This is a genomic window from Ruegeria sp. CDSA079, assembly GCF_059612245.1.
Genome location: NZ_JBXWQF010000037.1, coordinates 1 through 22,065, shown reverse-complemented (window position 1 = coordinate 22,065; position 22,065 = coordinate 1). Strand labels below are relative to the sequence as shown.

The window sequence follows — 22,065 nt, the reverse complement described above, 5'->3', positions numbered from 1 at the left end:
GATCAGACATGTTCACCGCTCAGTTTTAGAACCGTGAATCATGCTGCAAAACGAAAATCAATGGGTCCTGACCCTAGTCTTTCGATATTCGGCATCCGTCTATCTCCATTCCAATCTACGCGTTGGATTTGGGTGATGCGCTCGAAGTAGGCATGCGAGGTTCTGCCAGAAGTACGTCACTTTCTGCCAACTTTGTGACGGTTAGCGCTCGCAAAATCGGTGTTAATAGCTCAATCCTTTGAAAGTGCCTTGAGCATACACCCAGCTACGTCACTCAATACGAGGGTCAGATTTGTTTCTTTGTTGCACCAAAGAAGTTGGGCGACGCTTTCGCCAAGTTCGCCACGGAATCGATCTGTCCTGACGCAGCCAGCAGTGTCAGTTCGCGTTCGTCCAGTTTGGCTTTATTGGATGGCTGAATGAAAGGGTGCAGGACTTCTTTGCCAGATCAATCATGCAATATTAGAATAGAATAATGAAATACTTACTCCAAACCCCAACTGCCAGAGCTATCCTTATGGCACTCTTCGTAATCATTGTTGTCAGGGTGTGCAGCTATGACATTTATGAAGAGGCTGGATACCAAGAGCCTGATAAAGAGTATTGGGGCGGTGGAGGCAGGCCCAACCCGACTATCGTCAAAACATTGAGAGAGTGAATGCTTCTGGTTTTCTAATGTCAAAACGAGCGTCAGGAGATTAATCGACTTTTCTGAGTCAGGTTTGTCCGTAAAGAAGCCGTTCACTGAATTCAGCCGAATGGCCGCCTTGAGCCCTGAGCGGTTATAAACAAACAACGTTTACTGAGACCAAGTCGGAAAAGGCTAAAGGTTCAGTATCGGAAGCGAAGGCCTACACCAAATCCTTCGTCAAAAGATCGGTTGCCACCAATTCCCAAAAGCGCTTCGCCGTAGACTGCGATGCCTTCGTTGATGTTGTATCCGATCTGGACTTCTGCAGAGCCAGACCATGCATCTTCTTCCCAATCATATGGGACTTTCAAATCCAACTTGGCCCAGTAGTCGGTTGCGAAGGGTTGTAGCGCGATTAACCTGAGCACCGTCTGGCTGATGTCGGTATCGCCATTGTAGTCAAAGAAATGCTGTACCAAGGGGATAAGTGAAAGACCAGTATCTTGGTTTCCAAAGGCGACCCCGACGAACGGTCCGAGCTGATCTGAACCTGTCCCAATGCCTTGGTCATCATTGCTAAACTCAACTATCCAGTCGAGGCCCACCGCCGCGCGGTACCCCCAAGTCTCATTGAGCAAGCCCTCCGTTGGGAAGTATATCAATTTAACGAGCGCCTTTTCCCAGTCGCTGGAAGACATCCCATTTGCTGATATATTGTTGTAGTGAAGCTCGTATTTGATCTTCAAATTGTCTAGCGCCATGAAGGCTCCATCAATGAAATAGTCTGTTTTTTTACCGCTATTTCCGTCAGTATGCTGAATTCTGAGATCAGTGTTCCGACCTTTTGAAAGTGGGTTAGAGGCGTTTTCTGCAGCTGCCCCACTTTGAGAAAGGGAGAAGGCCAGAATGCAGGCGGCACTGGTTTTCCGAAATATTGAACTCTTCATTTTTGGTCGCTTTTGAACCTCCTCCAGAAATAGGGTCGGCATAGCCAGAAGGATATGTACGCCGACGTTATGTGGATATCACTAATACGCTACAATGGGCAAAGCCGCTTTGTCCGCAACTCGGCCGTAGGTCCTGTTCAAACCGATGACCGGTTCCAGTCGCACTATGGGCATTCGACAATGGCGCTCAGATTGCCGCGTCGACCCGGCGCGCTTCTGGGTTTAAAATCGGAACTCTGCTAAGTCCCCAAGAGCAGCGCAACAAAGGAGCACATCATGGAGATTCACCGCGCCGGGGACCGGCCCTCTCAATTTCCCGGCAATGAGTATTTCACCGGTATGGTCCGCTTTGATCCCGTTGTGACAGGGAATGATCCCTCGCCGGTCAAGATCCTTACGGTGACTTTTGAGCCCGGCGCACGGACAGCTTGGCACACGCACCCTGCCGGTCAAACGCTGTATGTTTTGTCGGGCTTGGGCCTGGCTGGATCTGAAGGGCAGCCAGTGCAGGTGTTGCGCCCTGGCGATACGTTGTGGTTCGCGCCAGGAGAGCGGCATTGGCACGGCGCGTCGCCAGACTGCGCGATGACCCATCTGGCTGTGCAGACGTCCGTCGAGGGCAAGACTGCAGATTGGATGGAGCATGTCTCAGACGAGGATTACAGCGCAGCGCGCGCAGAGTGAAGCGCATGCGCCTTAACGAGCAAGACGCAGCGGAGTGACTCCTCTAGAGCCTTTCCTGACCCATTCTACGCCCATTTAAAGGAGGTAACGGATCTTTCGCCTCCGGAGCGCGGCCTTCGTTTGGCCCCTGAAAGGCCCTTACAGCGTGTTTTCACTTTTCTGGATTTCTGGCCGCCTCAGCCACCCATTTACCCTGCAAAATCCCATCGCTGCAAAACGTCTCTCGCCCGTGCCATTTTCTGCGCGTTGGCCACAACGTCATGCGCTCCGTCGCGCACCTCTTCATCGAGCAGAAAAGGCTCCTCGTACCCACATGCATTACAGGCAGCTTTCTCACCTGTAATCACCGTATCCTGCGATCCGCATTCTGGGCATCGTGCCTGGACGTCATCGTTGAACATATCGCGACCTCTCCTTTGTTTACCGATTGCCAGAACCGGGTCCGCCCGCCAACATCGCTGATTGGCGCATCCGCTTGAACTCGTCTGGGGTGACGGTCCCGCTGCTGACATCGATATCTTTTGGGATGCGCGCTCTCTTGTGTCCGATCGCGCGAACGCTGCCCCTTGTGATCTCCAGACAGGTTGACTCGTAACATGTAAGCCCGCTTGTGTTGATTTGGATGGAAGTCTGACCGTTCACATCAGTTACCAACGGAGCCTGGGGCGGTGGGCTGCAGGCTGAAACCAGCAATGCGAACCCAAAATAAATCCATTTGTTCATACGAAATTCCCTTTTTCTCTAAAATAGGCTGGCAGCTGTTCAGTCAATTGTGTCGGGTGTCAGCTTCGAGCGCATCGAAGACGCTCTCGAAATATCATCGCATGATCGCATCGAGTCCAAAGCGGACCAGCACCAAAACCCGTAATGTTCTCGCACGGACGAAAATCTCAAACGTCGGTCAATTTTACCATAGTAGCAGGCTTGCTTTTTGCGCCTCGAAACCTTTTGGCGTCGGAAAAAGCGAGCGCATCCTGGCAACAAGTTCGATCTCACCATCCAGCATCTTTCGGACAGTGTTCAACCAGTAATTGAAGGTTTCAGATTCCCAATGATCTTGGACCGCGGCTTCGTTTCTGAACACTTCGTAGAAATAGAAACGATTTGGGTTTGTCTCATCCACCATAATATGAAACTGGAAAACTTCGGGTTCTTCACTGACAACATTTTGCGCTTGGAAGATGCTAGCGTCCAAAAAGGGCTGCCGATACTCAGGTTTTACGTTGATCACGAAGAACCCACCAAACATTGCATCGTCCATATTTGTCTCCCTCATTGACCTAAAAGCGGCGAAGGTCGCAAAACACACCTGTCCTGCTGGATGGCGTTAACCTACAGCAATGCGATACCCATTAACCTAAGCAGGTATCCTTTCTTTATCTGCTTCACCCCATCCTAGCGCGCGTGCAAGTTCGTGTGACATTGTGGTAAGTGTATGACCAATCTTTTCTCGCTTCGAAGGTGTAAACACCCGAAGAGACGCCGTAGCGCCGATTGAAAGCGTCGCACCAACACCTGTCTTAGTCAGCGTTGTTGCGACAGAACTGATCCCGCGCTCGAGCTCTTCAACACATACGGCATACCCTTTGGCTCGAATGACATCGAGTTCCGCGGCCAGATCCTTAGGGTCTGTAATCGTGCGATCTGTGTACCGCTTAAGCTGCCCATCCAATCGGTCTTGAGACAGCAGCTCAGGCGACACGGCGGCGATTGCCTTGGCGCAAGAGCACGCGTGCATTGGTCGTTTTCCCATACCTGGATGAAGAAAAGACACGCCCGTCTGCGGTGTCTCCACATGAATAATCTCAACCCAATGGCCCCGTAGCCGAGACAAGAAAAACGCAGCGCCATAGTCATTCGCAGCGCCAGAGAGGACAGGCGCAATCACCTGCAAAAGAGCGGGATCAGAGTGATCGCTCAACGTGATACGCTTTAGCCTAATCCCAATCGCGAACTCACCGCGGGTTGGTGATTCAAGTAGGCCGGACAAAACAAGGTCTTGAACCAGCCTGTAGGTCGTCGGTTTAGGTATATCGGACTGGGCACAGATATCCGCTACGGACGCACGTCCTTTTTGACCCACGATTTCCAAAATCAGCGCTAATCGTTCGAGATGCATTTTTCTCACTTTATGGTAACTAAGTTTTCGATATACGATACAATTTAGGGAATCAAGGGAGGAGCACACGATGGATGGACAATGCTGTGGACCGGGCTTCAAGAGTCCGCAAGAAGCCATCAAAGCCACCCGAGAAAAGCTACTCTACACGATCGCCATCTACACCGGGACAGGGATCCAGAAACCTGATTACCTTGCTACAGTGGATGTAGACCCTGACAGCCCGACCTATTCTCAGGTAATCAATAGGCTGGAAATGCCGGGGATTGGGGACGAGCTTCACCACATGGGGTGGAACGCCTGTTCGTCCTGTCACGACGACGGCTCGATGTCCCGCAAATACCTGATCCTGCCAGGCGTACGCTCTAACAACCTTCACATCGTTGATACAGCCACTGACCCGCGTGCGCCGCGGTTGCATAAGGTCATCGACGGGGCCGAGATCAAGGCCAAGGCAGATTTATCGGGCCCGCATACGGTGCATTGTTTGGGCTCGGAAATCATCATTTCCTTCCTTGGAAATGCCAAGGGTGAAGCTCCTGGAGGCTATCTGCATCTCGACAAAGAGTTCAACATCGTCGGTCGCTGGGAAACCTCGATGGGCGATATAAAGTTTGGCTACGATTTCTGGTACCAACCGCGCCACAACGTGATGGTCAGTTCCGAATGGGCTGCGCCCAATACCTTCATGCCGGGCTTCGATCTGGAAGAAGTGGGTCATCTGAAATATGGGCGGGAGCTGCATTTTTGGGATTTCGAAAAGCGCGAACCGGTCGAAAGCTTCTATTTAGGTGAAGACGGGCTGTTGCCACTGGAAGTCAAGTTCCACCATGACCCCGACAGCACGCATGGGTTCTGTGGTGCAGCTCTTTCGACCAATGTGATCCATTGGTGGCAAGACGATGCTAAAAAGTGGCGGTGGGAAAAGATCATCGACGTGGAAAACGAGATGCACCCCGAATGGCCGATCCCGTTGCCGGGGGTTATGTCGGCGATCCTGATTTCGATGGACGACAAATACTTGTACCTGAACAATTGGCTGCATGGAGATATGCGCCAGTATGACATCACCGATCCGCATAATCCCAAGCTGACCGGCCAAGTGTTTATGGGGGGCCTTTTGGGTAAAGCTCCGATCGTTAACGGGGTCGAGGTCGCGGGTGGTCCGCAAATGTTCCAGCTCTCCCTCGACGGGCGAAGGCTTTATGTCACGACCTCGCTGTTCTCGACTTGGGATAACCAGTTCTATCCCGAGATCCGCGAAAAGGGCGGGGTTATGGTGATGATCGATTGCGACCCTGAAAACAGTGGTATGAAGATCAACGAGGATTTCATTGTGGACTTTGGCAAAGAACCGAATGGTCCATCGCGCTGTCACGAGAGCCGGTATCCGGGCGGTGATTGCACAAGCGACATCTGGCTATGACTATGTATACCGTGACGATCGCGAACAGAGATGGCGCGCAATACTGTGTGGATGCGCGGCGCCCACTTCTGGAAACGCTGAGAGAACAGGGCGTCGACTTGCCTTTTGGGTGCAAGTATGGCGGCTGCATTACCTGCGCGGCAAAACTAAAGACTGGCGCGATCGATCAACGCCGACAGGTTGCGCTGAATAATCGGCAAATCGCGAACGGCTATGTGATCCTTTGCGTGGCACGTCCGACATCCGACATCACGCTTGAGATCGGGGTCGAGAGCCATGGCAAGCTGTACCGCAATCCGTTTCTCGACCCTCTCAAACCCCACGAACTCAAGGCTGACATTGCGACGCCGAAGGAAGGTTAACCGATGCCCGAAGCAGATATCGACCACATCTACGATTACGACCCCAATTACCTCGCCGACATCCTGCAGTCGGTTAAAACTATTGCAATGGTGGGGGCTAGCGCGGACAAAACGAAATTCAGCTATGGCGTTCTGCGACAGCTGAGTGAAATCGGCTATGATATTCTACCGGTGAATCCTAACCCGAATGTTTCGGAAATTAGAGGGCTCAAAGTCTACCACTCACTGGAAGAGATCGACAAACATGTTGATATGGTAGACGTTTTCCGCCCGAAGGAAGAGTTATATGCCTTTGCCGAGAAGGCTATCGCAATCGGGGCAAAAGTTCTTTGGGGTCAAATCGGTGTGTACGACGACAAAGCAGCGCAACTCGCAGAAGCGGCGGGCCTTAAAGTCGTGATGAACCGATGCCCCAAGATTGAACTCTTCCGCCCTTTTTGGAAACCGCGCCTGGACCTAAAGATATGATGGGAATTCGATTGGTAGCGGCCTCCTCAGCATCCAATGAGGGTGCCAATTGAGATATTGAGCTTACGGAAGAGAAGACAAGTAATCCTGTCACTCTACACAACCGCCTAGTCTAAAACCAAAAATGACCGATTTGTTTGGAGAACCAAAGGCCGCTTTGTCCGCAAAGCGGTCGCTTAGGAAAAAACTGCGAATGACCACTTCGAGTCCAAAACGGAAGTTCACCCGCCTAAGGCGAAACAATTGGCTTTGCACGACTTTGCATTAGGCTAAACCCAAGTAGAAAAGATAGAAATCCCAATGCCAACCCGATTGCGAGGGCATTGACGGCGAATAGACCGCCAAACAGGGATGCCGCTGTTCTTCCCGCCTGTTCGATAGACGTGTCTGCTACGACTGATACCCAGTCTTGTAGGTATAGTGCGAACAGGACCGCGATCCCCACTGGCGAAATAATTAGCGCTGCGCCGAGGGAGGCCAATCCTCGCCCAAGGACGGCCCGCAGTGTTGACCCTTTCAGTACTATTGCGGCTGTGGAAGCAAAAACGACAAGCGCAGAGAGCAGGGCGAGTAACATGTCCACAACAGGGGAGAGGTCTTTCGTGGCAGTTCCCGTAAGGGCCGAGGTGAAGGGCAACAGAACGAAGGTCGCAAACCCTGCAGCAAGAAGCCCAGTTAGCAACTTTGGCAACATGCTAGACGAGCGGCTAGCGCCACGTTTCTTTTGCTGAGGTGGAGTTGGCAGAGCCGGATCGATCTGATCCCACTGCACGGATATTGATTTTGGACGAGAAAGCATCACAGCCCCCTTGAATTATTAAAAATGAGACGACCCAGCAAGCCGCGTGTTATTGGGAATCTGGTAAGCTGGAACGGGGTTTCTTTCTGCGCTTGGACTAATGTTTGCGCGAGCTGGACATGCCGACGCGCGAGCATTGGTATCTTTGCGATTTCAGGTGATGAACAACCTGATTGCGTAAGCGACAGTAGCAAGGCACAAGACGCTGCCAAACCAGATTGCGCCGAACCAGAAAACTTGCTTTAGCAGTTTCAATGGTAGCTCTCCTCTGGATCGATCTTCCCGCGGAAAACCCAGTATGTGTAGGTGGTGTAAGCCAGGATCACAGGCAGCAGAATGACAGCTCCGACCAGAGCAAAGGCCAAACTGCTGTCTGGCGCTGCGGCTTCAGCAATCGTGAGGCTTGGGGGTAGCATATAGGGATAGAAGCTGATCACAATGCCGATGAAGCAGACGACGAACAAAGCAACGGCGCAGAAGAAGGGTTGATAGTCTCGCTGTTCCCTCAGGCTGCGATCAAGCATCCATGCAATGACAGCAACGATAGCCGACACTAGCACAGAGAAAACAACACCGGGCCAGGAAAACCATCTGATCAGATAGATCGGGTCTTGGAATGGGGTCAAAAGACTGACCGGACCGATCGACGTAAGCGTCATCAGCATCAGCGGGCGGGCATAAGAACGCATCCGGCGCTGTATCTCGCCCGTGGTTTTCATATTGAGCCAGGTCGCTCCCAGCAATGCGTATCCGATCACCAAGGCCACACCCGTCATGACAGAGAACGGCGTCAACCAATCCCACTGTCCACCTGCATACAGCCGATCTTCGACCGGGATACCCTGGACCAGCGCGCCAAGCGTGACGCCTTGGCAGAAGGCAGCCACGGTTGAACCACCGTGAAACGCGACATCCCACAGCCAGCGCCCGCGCACGGTTCGCCAGCGGTATTCGAAGGCAACACCGCGGAAGACAAGTGCAAGAAGCATCACGATAACGGGCAAATAGATAGCTGGCATCACCACGGAATAAGCCAACGGGAAAACAGCAAACAAACCTCCGCCGCCCATGACCAGCCAGGTCTCGTTACCGTCCCATACAGGCGTTACCGAGTTCATCATGACATCGCGATCTTTGTCGGTTTTCGCGAATGGAAATAGGATCCCAATTCCAAGGTCGAAACCGTCCAGAATAACATAAGTCAGAACGGTAAAGGCAATGATACCTGCCCAGATTGTCGAAAGTTCAAGCATTAGGCTGCCTCCGCCAAGGTAGAGATTTCGATGGGTTTGTGACTTTGCTGGATACCTCCGACAGGTGGTTTTCCCATGAGGCGCAGCATGTAGAACGTGCCTGCTCCGAACACGGCGAAATACACGACGATGAAGGCAACCAGAGACGCTGCGACAGCGGGCCCATCCACTTGTGAAAGGGAGTCCGACGTCCGCAACAGCCCGTACACTGTGTACGGCTGGCGCCCCACTTCGGTGGTGATCCAACCGGCCAGTACCGCCACAAACCCGCTGGGCGCCAACAGAACGGAGGTCCGGTGCAACCAGCGATCTTCGTTGAGGCGGCCGCGAACGCGCTGAATAAGCGACCACAAGCCGACGCTCAGCATGGCGAAACCGATAGCGAGCATGATGCGGAAGCTGTAGAACACGATCGCGACCGGGGGTTCTTCGTCGTCAGGGATAGTGTCCAGCCCGTCAAGCGGCGCGTTTAGGTCATGTTTCAGGATCAGGGATGATAGTTTCGGGATTTCGATGGCATAGTCCACACGCTTTTCATCCTCGTTCGGAATGCCAAAAAGGATCAGCGGTGCACCTTCGGGATGGCTGTTAAAGTGACCTTCCATCGCCATCACTTTCTGAGGCTGATGTTCCAGCGTGTTCAAACCATGAAGGTCGCCGGCAACGATTTGCAGAGGGGTGACAAGAACGGCCATCCACATTGCCATCGAGAACATTCGGGTAACCTCAGCCGTGCGATTGCGGCGTAGCAAGTGCCAGGCAGCAACCCCGGCCACCACGAAAGCAGTGGTGAGGTAAGCGGCAAGAACCATGTGTATCAGGCGGTAGGGGAAGGACGGACTGAAGACGATCTCCCACCAGTTAACGGGAATGAATTGCCCCAGCTCGTTGATGTCTAACCCAGCCGGGGTCTGCATCCAAGAATTGACCGACAAAATCCACGTAGCCGATATCAGAGTGCCAAGAGCGACCATCCCTGTAGCCATCATGTGCAAACTGGGACCGACGCGTTCGCGACCGAAAAGCATAATGCCGAGGAAACCTGCCTCAAGAAAGAAGGCTGTCATGACCTCGTATGCCATCAAGGGCCCGATTACAGGGCCTGCGGTATCCGAGAATGTGCTCCAGTTCGTGCCGAATTGGTACGACATCACGATGCCCGACACGACACCCATTGCAAAACCAACTGCGAAAATCTTTTTCCAGTAGTTGAACAGGTTGAGGTAAGTCCTGTCGCTGCGCCATAGCCAAAGGCCATTGAGAACGGCCAAGAAGCTTGCCAAGCCGATTGAGAAGGCTGGGAAGATGATGTGAAACGACACAGTAAAGGCAAACTGAATGCGTGCCAGGGTCTCTGCGTCGAAGTTTGCAAGTAGGTTCATTGCCGTTTCCTTTGGCGTTGGATTGCAAAGCGCGGCATTCACCAGAGTTGCGTCTGTTGCCGGCCCGCCGATGTCGTTCGGATGAGCCAGATTTGGGGTCGTTGCCTGTTTCAGTCCTTTGGGTTCTGGACGGTTGTTTTTGGGTTTTGGACAAAACCCGGGTCGCGTTGGGTGGGGCTGAGGTTGAAATTTGAACCCGCGCCTTCAGGAAACGCGTTGCGTTCGAGGGCTCAAAACAAAGTTGCCACCCGGCTCGTTTATGAGCTGGATGGCAACCTATCAGAAACTGTGCGAGTTCTGTGTGGGGGTTGGTCAGCCAAGTTGCGTCTGGATGCTAACGGTGCATATTCAAGGGAGCTTGTGCTGACCAGTCAGGTTTGTTGGGCTTTGCTTCCTCCTTTTTTGTTGTGCTGGCGGTCGAGTTTCAGTCTTTCCAATCCCTGCGGTCTTCTTTGAAATCGTCACGGCGCTCTTGTGCTTCGTCCTGCGCGTCTTCGAAATTGTCCTTCTGGATCGCACCGCCCACAGCGCCAACTGCGGCGCCGGCGGCCGCGCCACCAACGATGCTTTCGCCTGCGATACCGGCGACAGTAGCGCCGACAACTGCGCCTTTGATCGCTTTGTCGGTGACGTAGTCAGCATGGGCTGTAGCAGCCATGGTGATCAGAAGGGCGCCTGAGATCGGGGCGATAAAGAATTTTTTCGAGGTCTTCATAGGGTTCATCCTTGTTCTGGGTCAGCAACCATTGCGGCTGCTGTGTGCCATTGAACTAGGTGACCCGATGGCCTGCTTTCTTTTGGAAGCGGGACAAGGTTTTGTGGATCTTGGACATCTTCCACTCCCGCACGCTGCAGGAGGAAGGGCTACTAGCGGCCAGCTTTGCGGAACCTAGCGGGCGTTTCACCCGTCCATCGCTTGAATGCCACTGAAAAGGCGGCCTGATCCGCGAACCCAAGCATGAATGCCACGCGAGCGACACCCTCGCCGCTACGAAGCATCCGCTTGGACAGGTCGCACAACACCCCTTCCAGTAGTGCCTTAAAACTTGTTCCCTCAGCCGACAGATGCCGGGTCATAGTGCGCCGCGTTAGTCCAAGCTCTCCGGCTATATCGTCGCCGTTTGGTATCGGCCCGGGAAGACGCTCCCCGAGCATGTCCACAATGCGGTCGGACAGACTGCGGACTGCATCAGGCTGAGCCTTCAGTTGCTCTTCCCCGTGCCTACGTAAATGCCCCAATAAGGTGGGGTCTGCCGTTGGTATCCGAAAACTCATGCCGTTTGAAGGCAGCGCCAAGGCGTATCCGGACTTGAAGCCTAAGACTTCACATCCCGCCAAGTCCGCCAGCAGTCGGCAGTGCTCGGCATCGTCCGTTTCCAACTCGACAGAGATCGGGGAAAGCCCGCCAGAGGTGATTTGTTGAACGCGCTTATAAAGGCCGAATATCAGCATTTCGCGATGGCGAGGATATTGATGCGCCGGGATTACACTGCTCTCCAGAGTGATCTTTGGCTCATCAGGTGCACCCACGACGTCGAGGCGCAGGTCAGGGTCTTGAATTGCATAAAAGCGCTGCGTCAAAGCCAGCGCGTCTTCCACCGTTTCGGCTGCCCGGACGATGTAAGCCAGAAGTGTCCCGGGACCCTGCGCTGATAGCCCCACGCGAGCAGCAAAGGTTTTATCTTCCAGAACCCGGCACGCAGTTTCAACTGCGCCCGCCTCATGCAGCAACTCGACAGTGGCGTCGGGGCTGCCGCCAATATCAATTGGTGCCCCTGCCATTTCCAAGACTTCAGGAAACGGAATGCACGCGCCGGGTTCTTGCGAGTAACGCAGCCCGACGTTTTGCAGTCTGTAAGCGCTGATGCGTGGCACTTTTGCGTCCTCCCCTGAATTGCACGCAACTCCCTGCAGTCACTGCAATTGTCCAGAAGCCAACAACAAATGTCCAGAACCCTCAGGATCGCAGGCCCGATGACGGTTAGGTCCCGGTCATCAGAAAGGAAACTACCATGATCTACTTCGCAAGGTACTACCGCGTAATGAAGGCAATCCAAAACTCCGCCAAACGAGAGTGGTCCGGGGAACACATCCACGGTCTGCACACTTCGCCACTTGGTGAGAAAACACCGAACGGGCGTCGTTGGGATCCCCCCTATGCCCCGCAGGAACAGCCCTCAGAACCCGCACAACAACCAACCGAGAATTGACGTTCTCAAGACACCGAAATCTACACGCGCAGCTTGGCTGCGCAAATAAAAGGACCTGAATTATGAAACCACTAGCGTTCCTGATGGCGCCAATACTTGGCCTCATCTCAACTCCTGCCTTTGCCGCTGGCGGCGATCCCAGATGGTGGGTCGCGCCAAATCAAACCGACACCTACGCGTGGGTCGGCTTGGTCGTTCTCGCCCTTGCGATCTTGCTGGTCGTACACCTCTATGCACGCTTTGAACGTTACACCGAACACAAATCAATCGGCACTCCTCTGCGTACAACTATTCCGACGATGCTTACCGTAGCCTTGGCTTATGAGCTGATGCCTGCCCTTAGCCACTTCAGCAGTCTACTGCCGGGCGCCCTAATCCTAACAGCAATCGCTCGCGACTTCATGTTGTGGTGGCGTCCTTCGAAAAAGGAGTTGGTAAAATGATTGAGCTGCTCGTCACATCTTTTCCGTTTGTCCTGCGCGTGATCTATCTGAAATGGCGCGGGCTGCCAGTCACCCTGTACAATGTTCACCGTGCGCTGTTTATGTGGTTCGTCCTGGCCCTGATCGTGTTCTTTGCTGTATTCTACTATTATCCCAAGTCCTACACTGGCCTTGTGCCCTTTAGAACTGTTCCGGTTGTTGCTGAGAACGGCGGAACAGTGACCGATATCTACGTAAAGGGTGGAGATCATGTTGAACCGGGCGATCCACTGTTTGCCGTCGAGAATGCGTCGGAACAAGCCGCTGTAGATCTCTCGATGCGCAAAGTTGAAGAGATTGAAAGCGCGAAACTGGCAGCTGAGTTGCAAGTCCAGACCGCGCAGGCCGTTCTGGATGCCGCGATCACCGCCAGAGAACAGGCCGAGTTGGTGCTTATGGACCACGAGGCGCTTCGAGCAAAAGACTCTGCGGCATTTCAAGTAAGCCAACTGGAACGCGCGCAGGCGACCTTGAGCACTCGAGAAGCAGAGGTTGAGGCTTCTGAAACGCAACTTGGTGTGGCACAAGTTCAGGCAACTGCTGTTCTGCCCGCCCAACTTGCATCAGCGCGTGCATCGTTGAAGCAGGCTCAAGTGGAGCTGTCAAAGACTCTGACTCTCAGCTCTGTCGACGGTGTAGTTGAACAAGTCACCCTAAACGTTGGGTCACGCGCAGCGCAAGCTGCAATGAGTCCCGCCATGCTGATCGTACCAGACCGAAAAGATGTAGAGAAAGGACGTATCGTAGCCGGTTTCTCACAGGTTTCTCGCACCGAACTGTACAAAGGTATGGCCGCAGAGGTGGCATGCGAAAGTAACTTCAACATCTCGATGCGCAACACCGTTCTTCCTGCAAGGATCGTACGTATTCAGGAGCAGATTTCTTCGGGTCAGCTAGCGCCTAGCGGTCGCCTGATCGAGCCCAGTGAAAAGGCGAAACGGGGTCAGATCGTTGTGCATCTCGATCTAGTGCACCCAGAACACCGCGAACTTTTGGTGCCAGGTAGCGGTTGCATCGTCCAATCCTACACCACCAATTTTGAAGGTGAAATGGAAGGAACACTTGTCGCCCACGGGATCCAGGCTATGGGAATCATCAAGGCGGTCGGTCTGCGGGTTAAAGCTTGGTTCGGTCTGACTTCGGGTATCGGCTTGATCGGCGGTGGACACGCCTGACTTCCCAAAGACCCTCCTGTTTAAATAACACGGCTCCCGATAAACGTTGGGTGCAGTTTCTTCTGTTTTGGGGACAGATCACATGCAAATAATGTGATTTCTGTTACAGCTTTCTGCTACCCGGCGAACGGTTGGCAGGTCTGCTCAGGTCGTCACTTGCAGGAAAATGACGACCACATACAGTAGCACGGAATGTCCGTTTCGTCCGCATGTGAGACATAGAACGGGAGCGCAGCGAATGGCCGGATTGGGTTTCGGCCCGTTTCCGCGATTTGAATGTCCGGTTTGGAAAAATTGTTCTGCGCTGCCGCAGGAAATGCCGAGGCAAGGTCGAGCGATCAATGTGATTTTCGCTGCATCGGCATCAGGCGGGTTGGCGATGCTGGGTTGACCGTGCGGAAAGACGAGAAGGGTTTGTCTCGGCCATAAAACTTAGCGGCACCCCATCGTTGATCTAAGTGGGAACTGACTGGGATGAACAGATGGGCAACAGGGCAGGCCGATGCCCAAAAACACAGTCAGTTAATACCTTAGATTGAGGGTCAACCTGTTCGGGGCGGCTAGTTTTATCTGCACCACAGCAGCATCTACATTCTTAGTTTAGTTGGTAGCCGATCTTCGTGTTGAGTTGCTCAACAGCACGCTTTCGTCGAACCTATCTAATCCACCAACAACGATGAGCCGAGTCTAGGTATGTCCGGTCTATTTTCAATTGGGCTATGCCCGTACTTTGGTTCGCTGCCTCTGAACTGCGGTACGGGCAATTTGATCCAAACTCTAACACTCTCCGTAAATTGTATGATTTCGCGTCCCCAATTCGGAATCGTCTCGTGAGTGGCTGCACCTCGCCTTCGTGCGGGGTGCAGTTTTTAATCCAGCTTTCAGCACGGTGCGTATTTATTATGGTTTCAGCTTCCCACTGAAACCCTTCGTGGACTGACTGGCCCCGTCTTGATGCGGCGTTATTTTTGGTGGGCTAAGCACTCCGCCGCAAACGTCACGGCATTTGTTTTTTGGTCCGAAGCGAGTTTCGACCCGTACCCCTTATAGAAGGGAGATAAGTCATGACCAAAAGTTTCGACGTAAAATCATCCTGGGCTTCGGTGATGGATGAAACCAAAAACCCGTTGAAAAAGTACTCTTTGCCAACGGCTCACATGCTAATGCAACTATTAGCATGGATGTGGAGTGCAATCTTTTCACTAATGGTTGGCAGCTATTTTGTATTTGGTGTTTCTGCGGTCGGTCACATGCTGTTGATTGGAGGACTGTTTGTAACGCTTATGGTTTTCCGTAAAGCGGAAGCTGAAGAAATCCAAACCAACTGACCTAAAAATGACCGACCGGCCCACTTTGTTCTGGTTCGGTCGGTAACGGGTGGTCGAGCGGTTCCACTCCGTGATCGTTAAGCCATTCAAACACTGCACCCCAATCATCTTGCAGGGACGGAGCGCTGCGGTACTCACGCAGCTGTTCCAGCTTACATTTAAGATCGAAAGGGATGGTTCGGGGCCAGCTCCGCATGGGAGCATTAGTAGAACATTCGATGATTGGGTCAAGTTCAGATAGCAACAACTTTAGTAAGCGGGCACCAGGATATGCCGATGCCCGACAGAACAGTATTTTTACACTTTTGTATGTGCATCAGCTCGCAGGGAGCTGTTGTTTTGAATTTCTACTGCAGATTGGCGGTCTACACTCTTTCCGAGAGGCAACATACTGGTTAGGACAACGCCCCAAAAAACCATGACGGCGATGAACGGACCGCCCAATGCGTATGTAACTCCGACCAGTACAAAGAAGGACGCCAGTACCAGCCAATGCTTAATGGTCATTTTTTCACTCCTTTTCTGTCTGAAACTCCCTGATCGTTACATGGGTATTTCAACCGCACCAAGCATGCGAATATCTGCCAATACTCAGTGAATTTTTGCCATCTCTCCGCCCCGGCACCACGAGAGGCATTTCGGAGACCAATAGCATCCGTTTAAGGCCTTGTTTTCACGGGCCTCGGGGCTGGGGGTTCAAGTCCCTCCACCCGCACCAACAATATGTGTAAGCGTCTGATTTTAAAGGGTTGCAGAGTCGATCCTCTCGGGCATTCTCCAATGCCTCTCTGCGCTGTCAATATTCCTCCGATCTAAGTAGTCGCTTGTAACGCTTCACTGGCAACCGCCTGCAAAATGATGGCAAGGCCAACGTTATAGGGTCACACAGCCGTCGTTGAAGACCGCTAAGCGCAACAACGCTGCAATCCAGAACGATGGTACAACAGACCGTTTCAGTCACGCATTCACGAAATGCAGCCTGTTAAATTCAGTGCGCCAGGCCGAAACCTCGGGCAGAATATTTTCGGCACTCAGACCGCGCTTGATCAACTCGGCCAAGCGATCAGCATCAGCCGTGGTCATGCCCCAACGGACCAGTTCCGGTGTGCCGATCCGAAGGCCGTTCATGTCACCGTCCACCGGAGCGACGGGTAAACCGATTCCACACGCCAGAAAGCCGTTCTGACGCAGTTGTTTGGAAGCTGCCTGGGCGCCACCGTAAGGCACTGCAAGAACGGCAAACTGGTGCGAGTCAGTGAATCCGCCTGCGCCGGAAAAAACCGGTACGCCCAATGCGTCCAACGCCTGAGCCAGTGTTCTTGACATATCGATCATCTCTTTGGCATAGGCCGCACCAAAATCCTTCCAATCCAGCATTGTGACTGCCAGTGCGGCGGTCTTGGCCGCATCGAAATTTGCGGTCATGCCGGGGAAGGCGATGGCATCCAGCGATTTAGCGATGTCGATATCATTTGATACGATCAGCCCCCCCGCAGGCCCGCCAAGGCTTTTGTAGGTGCTCATGGTCATGAAATGCGCGCCTTCCTTCAGCGGGTTGGACCACGCCCGCCCGGCGATGATGCCGCATTGATGGGCAGCGTCGAACATGACCTTGGCCCCGACTTCATCCGCGATGGCACGCACCTGAGCCACGGGATGCTCAAATAGATTTAGGCTGCCACCAATCGTGATCAATTTGGGACACTCCGCCTTCGCAAGACTGCGTAATTGATCCAGATCGACGGTATAACCGTCCGCGTTGACCGGAGCCTCGATACTGCGCAACCCGAAAAGCCCGGCGCAACCCGCCAGATGATGGGTCACGTGCCCGCCAATCGATGCGGGCGGTGCGATGATCGTGTCGCCTGGCCTGCAGGTCGCCATGAAGCCATAGAGGTTGGCAATTGCGCCCGACGGCACCCGCACCTCGGCAAACTTGGCATCAAACACCTCGGCACACAGCTCGGCTGCGATGACCTCGATCACTTCAATCGCCTCCAGTCCCATTTCATATTTGTCGCCCGGATATCCCAGCGAGGGGCGCGACCCGATGCCCGAAGACAAAAGCGCCTCGGCCCTGGGATTCATCACATTTGTCGCCGGGTTCAGGTTAAAGCACTCGGCCTCATGGATACGGCGGTTTTCTTCCGCCAGATGTGTAATCTGGGCCAACAGTTCCCAAGACGTTGCCGATGCAGCTTGTGCAACGATGTCCTGAACCCGGGCTTCGCAGTGGGCAGGCACCCAGTCTCTGTGTGCAAGTGTCATATGAAATCCTCCTGTTTGCTTCAGTCTGACGACTGCCGCGTGACATCGCAAAGCAGAATTGTTATTTCTTGGCGTAGAAAAACTACGGCTAATTCAATGAGCGTCGCTCCCAAACGTCCCAAAGGTCCCCCGTTGAACGCAATGCGCGCGTTTGAAGCCGCGGCCCGGCACGTCAGCTTCGTGGCGGCGGCAGAAGAGTTAAACGTCACGCCTGGCGCGATTTCACAACATATCAAAGCGCTGGAAGGGTGGGCTGGTACACCGCTGTTTCGCCGCAACGCGCAGGGGGTCGACCTGACGCCCGAAGGACAGTCTCTGGTCGATGGGTTTTCAGCGGCCTTTGACGAACTCGCCGATGCTGCCCACGCTCTACGCAATCTCAAACCCAAGGCCGATTTTCACATCGCAGCCCTGCCTGCTGTTGCCCAACTCTGGCTCCCGAAACGGCTGCGCAGAATCAGAGCGCAGTTTCCCGACATCGCCTTTTCGGTCACCGCGATGGAAACCCCACCAAGCCTGTCGCGCGAGTTGTTCGATCTGTCGATCTTCTTTGCCGCGCCGGACGGGTCGCCGGACCAGATCGCCGTTTGTGAGGACATCATCGTTCCGGTCTGTGTACCGACGCTTTTGGATCGTGTGCAGAGCGTCAGCGGTTTTCAGGATATCCCGTTGTTGCATGATCAGGTCTGGAAAGACGATTGGGTCACGTGGTCAATCAGTACAGGAAACCGCCTGACTGATGCCAAAGCAGGCCCGCAGTTCTCGCTATATAGTCTTGCAGTCGAAGAGGCCAAGGCCGGGGCAGGCGTGTTGATGGGGCATCTGTGTCTGCTCGAAGAGGCTCTGACATCCCATGCGTTGGCGGTTGCACGTGCGCAACCCTGCCCAACAGGTCTTTCCCTAATGGTCCGAGTGCCACCGCAATCGCGCCGAAGACCCGAGACCGATATGATCATCGCTTTGTTGTCGGATTGAGTGGAGACACAACAGCCGTTCGATTTTTGCACCCACGGTCTCCTCCGGGCGAGTAACTACGGAATGCACTCCCATTATCCAGTTCTCGCGGCAATGGCGGATTGTGTTTCATGCCTAGGCCGGTCAGAAGAAAACGACCGCTTTCACTGACGAGCAGATACTAAAGTGATCTGGTCCCTCAGCACGACGGTTTCCTAGGCTGATTGTCGGCACTCTTTCTTTAACATAATGTTGATTATGAGCGTTTTTAAACTGTAGCCGCAAAGCAAAAACGTCACCCAAGAGCAATTCAAGAATGTCACACTACCCTCAAAAGTCATTGAGGGCGAGCGGACATGGGTTGGGTGATGATGAGCGAGCGTGAGTTGAACCGCGTAGAGGTGTTGGCGCAGGTCGATGATGGCCGGCTGACAGTTGATAATACGGCGAACCTGCTGGATCTGACAGGGCGCCAAGTGTGTCGGCTGTTGAAGCGATATCGCGCGGATGGAGCAGCTGCGATCCGGCACAAGGCGCGCGGCAAACCTCCGAACAATCGGATTCACAAGGCAAAGCGCGACTATGCCTTGGCGTTGATCAAAGAAAGCTATGCGGATTTCGGGCCGACGTTGGCCGCTGAGAATTTTGCCTAACATCGCGGGTTCAAGGTCTCACGCGAGACATTGCTCAAATGGATGGTCGAAGAAGGGATTTGGCTGTCGCGCAAGCAGCGACGGACCTTCCACCAGCCGCGTTTGCGCCGTGAATGCTATGGCGAGTTGATGCAGATTGATGGTTCGGATCACCGATGGTTCGAGGATCGAAGCGACCCCTGCACCCTGCTCGTCTTCACTGATGACGCGACCAGCACGTTGATGGAGCTGCGATTTGTGACTTCCGAAAGCACGTTCAGCTACTTCGAAGCCTTGGAGCGCTATCTGCTTAAGCATGGACGTCCCGTCGCTTTCTACAGTGACAAACACACCGTCTTTCGAGTTCCCAAGCCCAACAAAAATATGACTGGCATGACACTATTCGGCCGCGCACTGGCGGAGCTAAACGTCGAGGTCATCTGCGCCGAAGCACCGGCTGGAATTCCCTCGCAGACCGGAAATGCAAGCAGGCCTGCGCAGCCGGCCAGAGCTCCGATGTTGGAGGTCTCCACTCTGGCAGGCTTCGCTACCGTTCCTCTACACCTGGGACATTTCTACTTTGCACAACCAGTGACATTTCAACTTGGTTGCAACAGATGATTGTTTAGGACTATTGGCGCCTCTAACCGTATGCCTTAAAACAACTGAAGCTTTTTCGCTGCCGAAAACCTACAAAGCAAAAGAACAGTTAACTACCAACTGCACAATTCCGGTATTTTCATAACGTCCGGACAAGCGTTTGATCAAACGGCGAGCGACGCCCCACAATCTATACCAACGCCGGTGCATCTGCGCATTATCGAACCTTCATCATGCTAAACCAGCGTGTGAAAAACCGGCACCGATATAAGTGTTTCGGGAAAAGGCGCTGTAGGAGGCGCGATGCGGCTCCTTCCCAAACAATCGGCAGGAATGCGGATTTGGTATCGCGCACAGGGTCGATTTAGCGCACATCAAGGTACGGCATGGCTTCGTCCTTGGCCGAGTTCACAATTGCGTGAAACAGGCGTCTCGCAAAACAATGTCCTTGGCTGATTGACATGGACTGTTCTTTCGTGCCGATTGTGTTCCTGCAACACTAGCTCAATTGAGAAAGATCGTATTTGTAACTGTTTCGTAGAGTGTTGGTTTTCATGGACTTTCTTTGGGCTTGCCACAATAAAAACATCTTGAGCAAGCAACTATAGCGCGAAAAGAATCGACTAATTTCAAGGCAGCAATATGGCTAGCGTGACCGCGATACCAAAACCTCCCTCAAGCTCTCCCACCAGCGCGATTCAAGGTGGCAATGCGTATGGGGACGGTGATCCATCAACCGTGACCGTTATCACCTATAAGTTCGGAACCAAAAACGGATCACAGGCTTGGACCTCGGCATACAAAGCTGAGTTTCGCAAGGCTCTGGCTGCGATTGAAGCGGTAGCCAACATAGATTTTGTCGAAACCAGTGGTGGCAACGCCGATCTTGTCGAAGTCATCGCCCCCGGCTCTTTTTTTTCCAGCGCAAATACCCTTGGCTACCACTACACGCCCTCTTCGAGGCCATCTGAAGGCGCTTTCAATACTGCCTATTGGTCTGCTACCGCAGGTCTGGGCGGCAATGGCGATCCGGGCGGGTTTTTCTTTACCACGCTAATCCATGAGTTGGGCCACGCATTAGGCCTTGGTCACCCACACGATACCAGCTTGGGAACAACCGAGATGAGCGGTGTGACTTCGGCCTTCAACTCATTTGGGGTCGGCAACCTCAATCAGGGCGTGTATACCGTGATGTCTTACAATGACGGGTGGACCTCGCAAAACGGAAGCCTGTCTGTTAATGCAACTTATGGCGGCTCCACCGGGTTAGGTGCGCTTGATATCGCAGCACTACAGGCAATGTACGGCGCGAACATGTCTTATAAGACCGGCAACGATGTTTACACGTTGCCTTCGGCCAACGTAGCGGGAACAGGCTACATGGCGATTTGGGACGCAGGCGGCAACGATACCATTCAGCACATTGGCGGCGCCAACGCCTATATAGACTTAAGGCCTGCGACGCTGGACTATAGCACATCTGGCGGTGGCATCATGTCGTACGCGACAGGTATCAAAGGCGGCTTCACAATTGCGCATGGCGTCACCATTGAAAATGCTTCGGGCGGTTGGGGTGACGATATTATCGTGGGGAACACTGCCCAGAATACCCTGCGGGGAAACCACGGTCACGACACAATTCATTCCCTGTCTGACGGAACCAACGATAACACGATCTATGGCGGTGATGGCAACGACACGATCCACGTGGCATATGGTTCTGGATCTGACCAGGTCTTTGGAGATCAGGGCAATGACATAGCGATTGTGAACCGAAACGGGGGGTCGTTTTCCGGCGGAACTGGAACGGACACTATCAGGTTTGTCAGCGCCGCTAGCAACTACTTGTTCATCAGCAACGGAGCTTCATACGATTTCCTCGATGTAACGTCTCGAGTTACCTTCACGGTCGGGAGTGACGTGGAGTTGATCGAGTTTTCAAATGTTGCGCAGGCATACACCCGAGCAAGTATCCCGACGGAAATGCAGTTGTCAGATATCGACAGCCAGGGAACGACGCTCAAACATGCAAAACAGGGCCTGTATGTATTGGACGCAGGTGGTGCGAACATCGGCCTGATTTACAACGGTCAGGGTGTCGGAGCAAACTCGATTGCTGGATGGCAAGCCATACACGCCGAAGCGTCGAGTGGTGGCTATCGCGTTTTGTGGAAAAATACTGATGGATCCTACAGTGAATGGCTCACTGATGCCTCCGGCCAGTATATCAGCAGCAGCACCGTGTCTAATATCGTGGATGTTGAGGCATTTTATAACGTCGACCTGAACAACGACAACACAATCGGACACACCACAAACACGATTGACGCCGTTGGACCGACAAC

At 53.4% G+C, this 22,065-nt stretch carries 20 protein-coding genes and 1 pseudogene; 10 read left to right on the top strand and 11 right to left on the bottom strand.

The features are described from left to right. Positions 1-831: 831 nt before the first annotated feature. Entirely contained in the window at positions 832-1,578 is a 747-nt protein-coding gene (locus tag AC2FJZ_RS21735) for a hypothetical protein (protein WP_496780274.1), read from the bottom strand. Positions 1,579-1,854: 276 nt separating this feature from the next. Here AC2FJZ_RS21735 and AC2FJZ_RS21730 point away from each other — a divergent pair, with 276 nt between their 5' ends. Then, positions 1,855-2,262 carry a (R)-mandelonitrile lyase gene (locus AC2FJZ_RS21730; protein ID WP_496669295.1) on the top strand — a complete coding sequence of 136 codons (408 nt, stop codon included), beginning with the start codon at positions 1,855-1,857 and terminating at the stop codon, positions 2,260-2,262. A gap of 188 nt (positions 2,263-2,450) precedes the next feature. Here the strand turns inward: AC2FJZ_RS21730 and AC2FJZ_RS21725 are convergent, their stop codons facing one another. The 3 genes from AC2FJZ_RS21725 to AC2FJZ_RS21715 form a co-directional block, all read right to left on the bottom strand. Next, entirely contained in the window at positions 2,451-2,663 is a 213-nt protein-coding gene (locus tag AC2FJZ_RS21725) for a eukaryotic translation initiation factor eIF-2-beta/eIF-5 family protein (protein ID WP_050605469.1), read from the bottom strand. Positions 2,664-3,169: 506 nt separating this feature from the next. Further along, the gene (locus tag AC2FJZ_RS21720) at positions 3,170-3,523 is read right to left on the bottom strand and encodes a putative quinol monooxygenase (RefSeq protein WP_050605471.1); all 354 of its coding nucleotides are present in this window, start codon (positions 3,521-3,523) and stop codon (positions 3,170-3,172) included. 96 nt (positions 3,524-3,619) lie between these two features. Beyond that, on the bottom strand, positions 3,620-4,381 hold the full coding sequence (locus tag AC2FJZ_RS21715; RefSeq protein ID WP_050605472.1) for an IclR family transcriptional regulator: 762 nt from the start codon (positions 4,379-4,381) through the stop codon (positions 3,620-3,622). 70 nt (positions 4,382-4,451) lie between these two features. Here AC2FJZ_RS21715 and AC2FJZ_RS21710 point away from each other — a divergent pair, with 70 nt between their 5' ends. From AC2FJZ_RS21710 to AC2FJZ_RS21700, 3 genes are read left to right on the top strand one after another with little or no spacing between them, the layout of a single operon-like run. Beyond that, positions 4,452-5,807: a selenium-binding family protein gene (locus AC2FJZ_RS21710; protein ID WP_496780272.1), complete on the top strand. Its 1,356-nt coding sequence runs from the start codon at positions 4,452-4,454 to the stop codon at positions 5,805-5,807. Next, a complete protein-coding gene (locus AC2FJZ_RS21705; protein ID WP_172677913.1) occupies positions 5,804-6,169 on the top strand; it encodes a 2Fe-2S iron-sulfur cluster-binding protein in 366 nt (121 codons plus the stop codon). The genes AC2FJZ_RS21710 and AC2FJZ_RS21705 overlap by 4 nt, the downstream gene beginning before the upstream one ends. Before the next feature lie 3 nt (positions 6,170-6,172). After that, complete coding sequence (locus tag AC2FJZ_RS21700) at positions 6,173-6,637, top strand: CoA-binding protein (RefSeq protein WP_496770747.1); 465 nt, start codon at positions 6,173-6,175, stop codon at positions 6,635-6,637. Between the two features lie 952 nt (positions 6,638-7,589). On the opposite strand, the gene AC2FJZ_RS21695 is transcribed toward AC2FJZ_RS21700, so the two are convergent. From AC2FJZ_RS21695 to AC2FJZ_RS21675, 5 genes are all read right to left on the bottom strand, one after another. Next, the gene (locus tag AC2FJZ_RS21695) at positions 7,590-7,691 is read right to left on the bottom strand and encodes a DUF2474 family protein (RefSeq protein WP_157054289.1); all 102 of its coding nucleotides are present in this window, start codon (positions 7,689-7,691) and stop codon (positions 7,590-7,592) included. Further along, a complete protein-coding gene (gene cydB, locus AC2FJZ_RS21690) occupies positions 7,688-8,689 on the bottom strand; it encodes a cytochrome d ubiquinol oxidase subunit II (RefSeq protein WP_496780269.1) in 1,002 nt (333 codons plus the stop codon). Before cydB ends, AC2FJZ_RS21695 begins: the two co-directional genes overlap by 4 nt. Further along, the gene (locus AC2FJZ_RS21685) at positions 8,689-10,071 is read right to left on the bottom strand and encodes a cytochrome ubiquinol oxidase subunit I (RefSeq protein WP_496780267.1); all 1,383 of its coding nucleotides are present in this window, start codon (positions 10,069-10,071) and stop codon (positions 8,689-8,691) included. The genes cydB and AC2FJZ_RS21685 overlap by 1 nt, the downstream gene beginning before the upstream one ends. A gap of 424 nt (positions 10,072-10,495) precedes the next feature. Then, complete coding sequence (locus AC2FJZ_RS21680) at positions 10,496-10,786, bottom strand: glycine zipper domain-containing protein (RefSeq protein ID WP_050605898.1); 291 nt, start codon at positions 10,784-10,786, stop codon at positions 10,496-10,498. Positions 10,787-10,938: 152 nt separating this feature from the next. Next, positions 10,939-11,946, bottom strand: a complete 1,008-nt coding sequence (locus tag AC2FJZ_RS21675; RefSeq protein WP_496780265.1) for a helix-turn-helix domain-containing protein — start codon at positions 11,944-11,946, stop codon at positions 10,939-10,941. A gap of 397 nt (positions 11,947-12,343) precedes the next feature. On the opposite strand from AC2FJZ_RS21675, the gene AC2FJZ_RS21670 reads away from it, so the two are divergent. The 3 genes from AC2FJZ_RS21670 (at position 12,344) to AC2FJZ_RS21660 (ending at position 15,266) form a co-directional block, all read left to right on the top strand. Continuing rightward, the gene (locus tag AC2FJZ_RS21670) at positions 12,344-12,724 is read left to right on the top strand and encodes a hypothetical protein (protein WP_496780263.1); all 381 of its coding nucleotides are present in this window, start codon (positions 12,344-12,346) and stop codon (positions 12,722-12,724) included. Further along, complete coding sequence (locus AC2FJZ_RS21665) at positions 12,721-13,938, top strand: HlyD family secretion protein (RefSeq protein ID WP_496780261.1); 1,218 nt, start codon at positions 12,721-12,723, stop codon at positions 13,936-13,938. Before AC2FJZ_RS21670 ends, AC2FJZ_RS21665 begins: the two co-directional genes overlap by 4 nt. Before the next feature lie 1,064 nt (positions 13,939-15,002). Continuing rightward, complete coding sequence (locus AC2FJZ_RS21660) at positions 15,003-15,266, top strand: hypothetical protein (protein ID WP_496674068.1); 264 nt, start codon at positions 15,003-15,005, stop codon at positions 15,264-15,266. 297 nt (positions 15,267-15,563) lie between these two features. Here the strand turns inward: AC2FJZ_RS21660 and AC2FJZ_RS21655 are convergent, their stop codons facing one another. Together AC2FJZ_RS21655 and glyA are read right to left on the bottom strand one after the other, a co-directional pair. Next, positions 15,564-15,773: a hypothetical protein gene (locus tag AC2FJZ_RS21655; RefSeq protein ID WP_496674071.1), complete on the bottom strand. Its 210-nt coding sequence runs from the start codon at positions 15,771-15,773 to the stop codon at positions 15,564-15,566. A gap of 450 nt (positions 15,774-16,223) precedes the next feature. Beyond that, positions 16,224-17,534, bottom strand: coding sequence for a serine hydroxymethyltransferase (glyA, locus tag AC2FJZ_RS21650; protein ID WP_496780259.1), 1,311 nt, complete (start codon positions 17,532-17,534; stop codon positions 16,224-16,226). Between the two features lie 96 nt (positions 17,535-17,630). On the opposite strand from glyA, the gene AC2FJZ_RS21645 reads away from it, so the two are divergent. The 3 genes and pseudogenes from AC2FJZ_RS21645 to AC2FJZ_RS21635 form a co-directional block, all read left to right on the top strand. Next, positions 17,631-18,509: a LysR family transcriptional regulator gene (locus AC2FJZ_RS21645; protein ID WP_496780257.1), complete on the top strand. Its 879-nt coding sequence runs from the start codon at positions 17,631-17,633 to the stop codon at positions 18,507-18,509. A gap of 335 nt (positions 18,510-18,844) precedes the next feature. After that, a pseudogene (locus AC2FJZ_RS21640) lies at positions 18,845-19,573 on the top strand (ISNCY family transposase); the annotation flags it as partial. Positions 19,574-20,458: 885 nt separating this feature from the next. After that, the coding region (locus AC2FJZ_RS21635; RefSeq protein ID WP_496780255.1) for a M10 family metallopeptidase C-terminal domain-containing protein at positions 20,459-22,065 on the top strand (1,607 nt) is incomplete at its 3' end.

What these genes read in the sequence shown, in the direction of transcription:
- AC2FJZ_RS21685 (WP_496780267.1), bottom strand. Translation starts at nt 10,071, where the DNA reads ATGAACCTACTTGCAAACTTCGACGCAGAGACCCTGGCACGCATTCAG.
- AC2FJZ_RS21710 (WP_496780272.1), top strand. Translation starts at nt 4,452, where the DNA reads ATGGATGGACAATGCTGTGGACCGGGCTTCAAGAGTCCGCAAGAAGCC.
- AC2FJZ_RS21720 (WP_050605471.1), bottom strand. Translation starts at nt 3,523, where the DNA reads ATGGACGATGCAATGTTTGGTGGGTTCTTCGTGATCAACGTAAAACCT.
- AC2FJZ_RS21725 (WP_050605469.1), bottom strand. Translation starts at nt 2,663, where the DNA reads ATGTTCAACGATGACGTCCAGGCACGATGCCCAGAATGCGGATCGCAG.
- glyA (WP_496780259.1), bottom strand. Translation starts at nt 17,534, where the DNA reads ATGACACTTGCACACAGAGACTGGGTGCCTGCCCACTGCGAAGCCCGG.
- AC2FJZ_RS21665 (WP_496780261.1), top strand. Translation starts at nt 12,721, where the DNA reads ATGATTGAGCTGCTCGTCACATCTTTTCCGTTTGTCCTGCGCGTGATC.
- AC2FJZ_RS21735 (WP_496780274.1), bottom strand. Translation starts at nt 1,578, where the DNA reads ATGAAGAGTTCAATATTTCGGAAAACCAGTGCCGCCTGCATTCTGGCC.
- AC2FJZ_RS21680 (WP_050605898.1), bottom strand. Translation starts at nt 10,786, where the DNA reads ATGAAGACCTCGAAAAAATTCTTTATCGCCCCGATCTCAGGCGCCCTT.
- AC2FJZ_RS21645 (WP_496780257.1), top strand. Translation starts at nt 17,631, where the DNA reads ATGAGCGTCGCTCCCAAACGTCCCAAAGGTCCCCCGTTGAACGCAATG.
- AC2FJZ_RS21730 (WP_496669295.1), top strand. Translation starts at nt 1,855, where the DNA reads ATGGAGATTCACCGCGCCGGGGACCGGCCCTCTCAATTTCCCGGCAAT.
- AC2FJZ_RS21700 (WP_496770747.1), top strand. Translation starts at nt 6,173, where the DNA reads ATGCCCGAAGCAGATATCGACCACATCTACGATTACGACCCCAATTAC.
- AC2FJZ_RS21715 (WP_050605472.1), bottom strand. Translation starts at nt 4,381, where the DNA reads ATGCATCTCGAACGATTAGCGCTGATTTTGGAAATCGTGGGTCAAAAA.
- cydB (WP_496780269.1), bottom strand. Translation starts at nt 8,689, where the DNA reads ATGCTTGAACTTTCGACAATCTGGGCAGGTATCATTGCCTTTACCGTT.
- AC2FJZ_RS21705 (WP_172677913.1), top strand. Translation starts at nt 5,804, where the DNA reads ATGACTATGTATACCGTGACGATCGCGAACAGAGATGGCGCGCAATAC.
- AC2FJZ_RS21655 (WP_496674071.1), bottom strand. Translation starts at nt 15,773, where the DNA reads ATGACCATTAAGCATTGGCTGGTACTGGCGTCCTTCTTTGTACTGGTC.
- AC2FJZ_RS21660 (WP_496674068.1), top strand. Translation starts at nt 15,003, where the DNA reads ATGACCAAAAGTTTCGACGTAAAATCATCCTGGGCTTCGGTGATGGAT.
- AC2FJZ_RS21670 (WP_496780263.1), top strand. Translation starts at nt 12,344, where the DNA reads ATGAAACCACTAGCGTTCCTGATGGCGCCAATACTTGGCCTCATCTCA.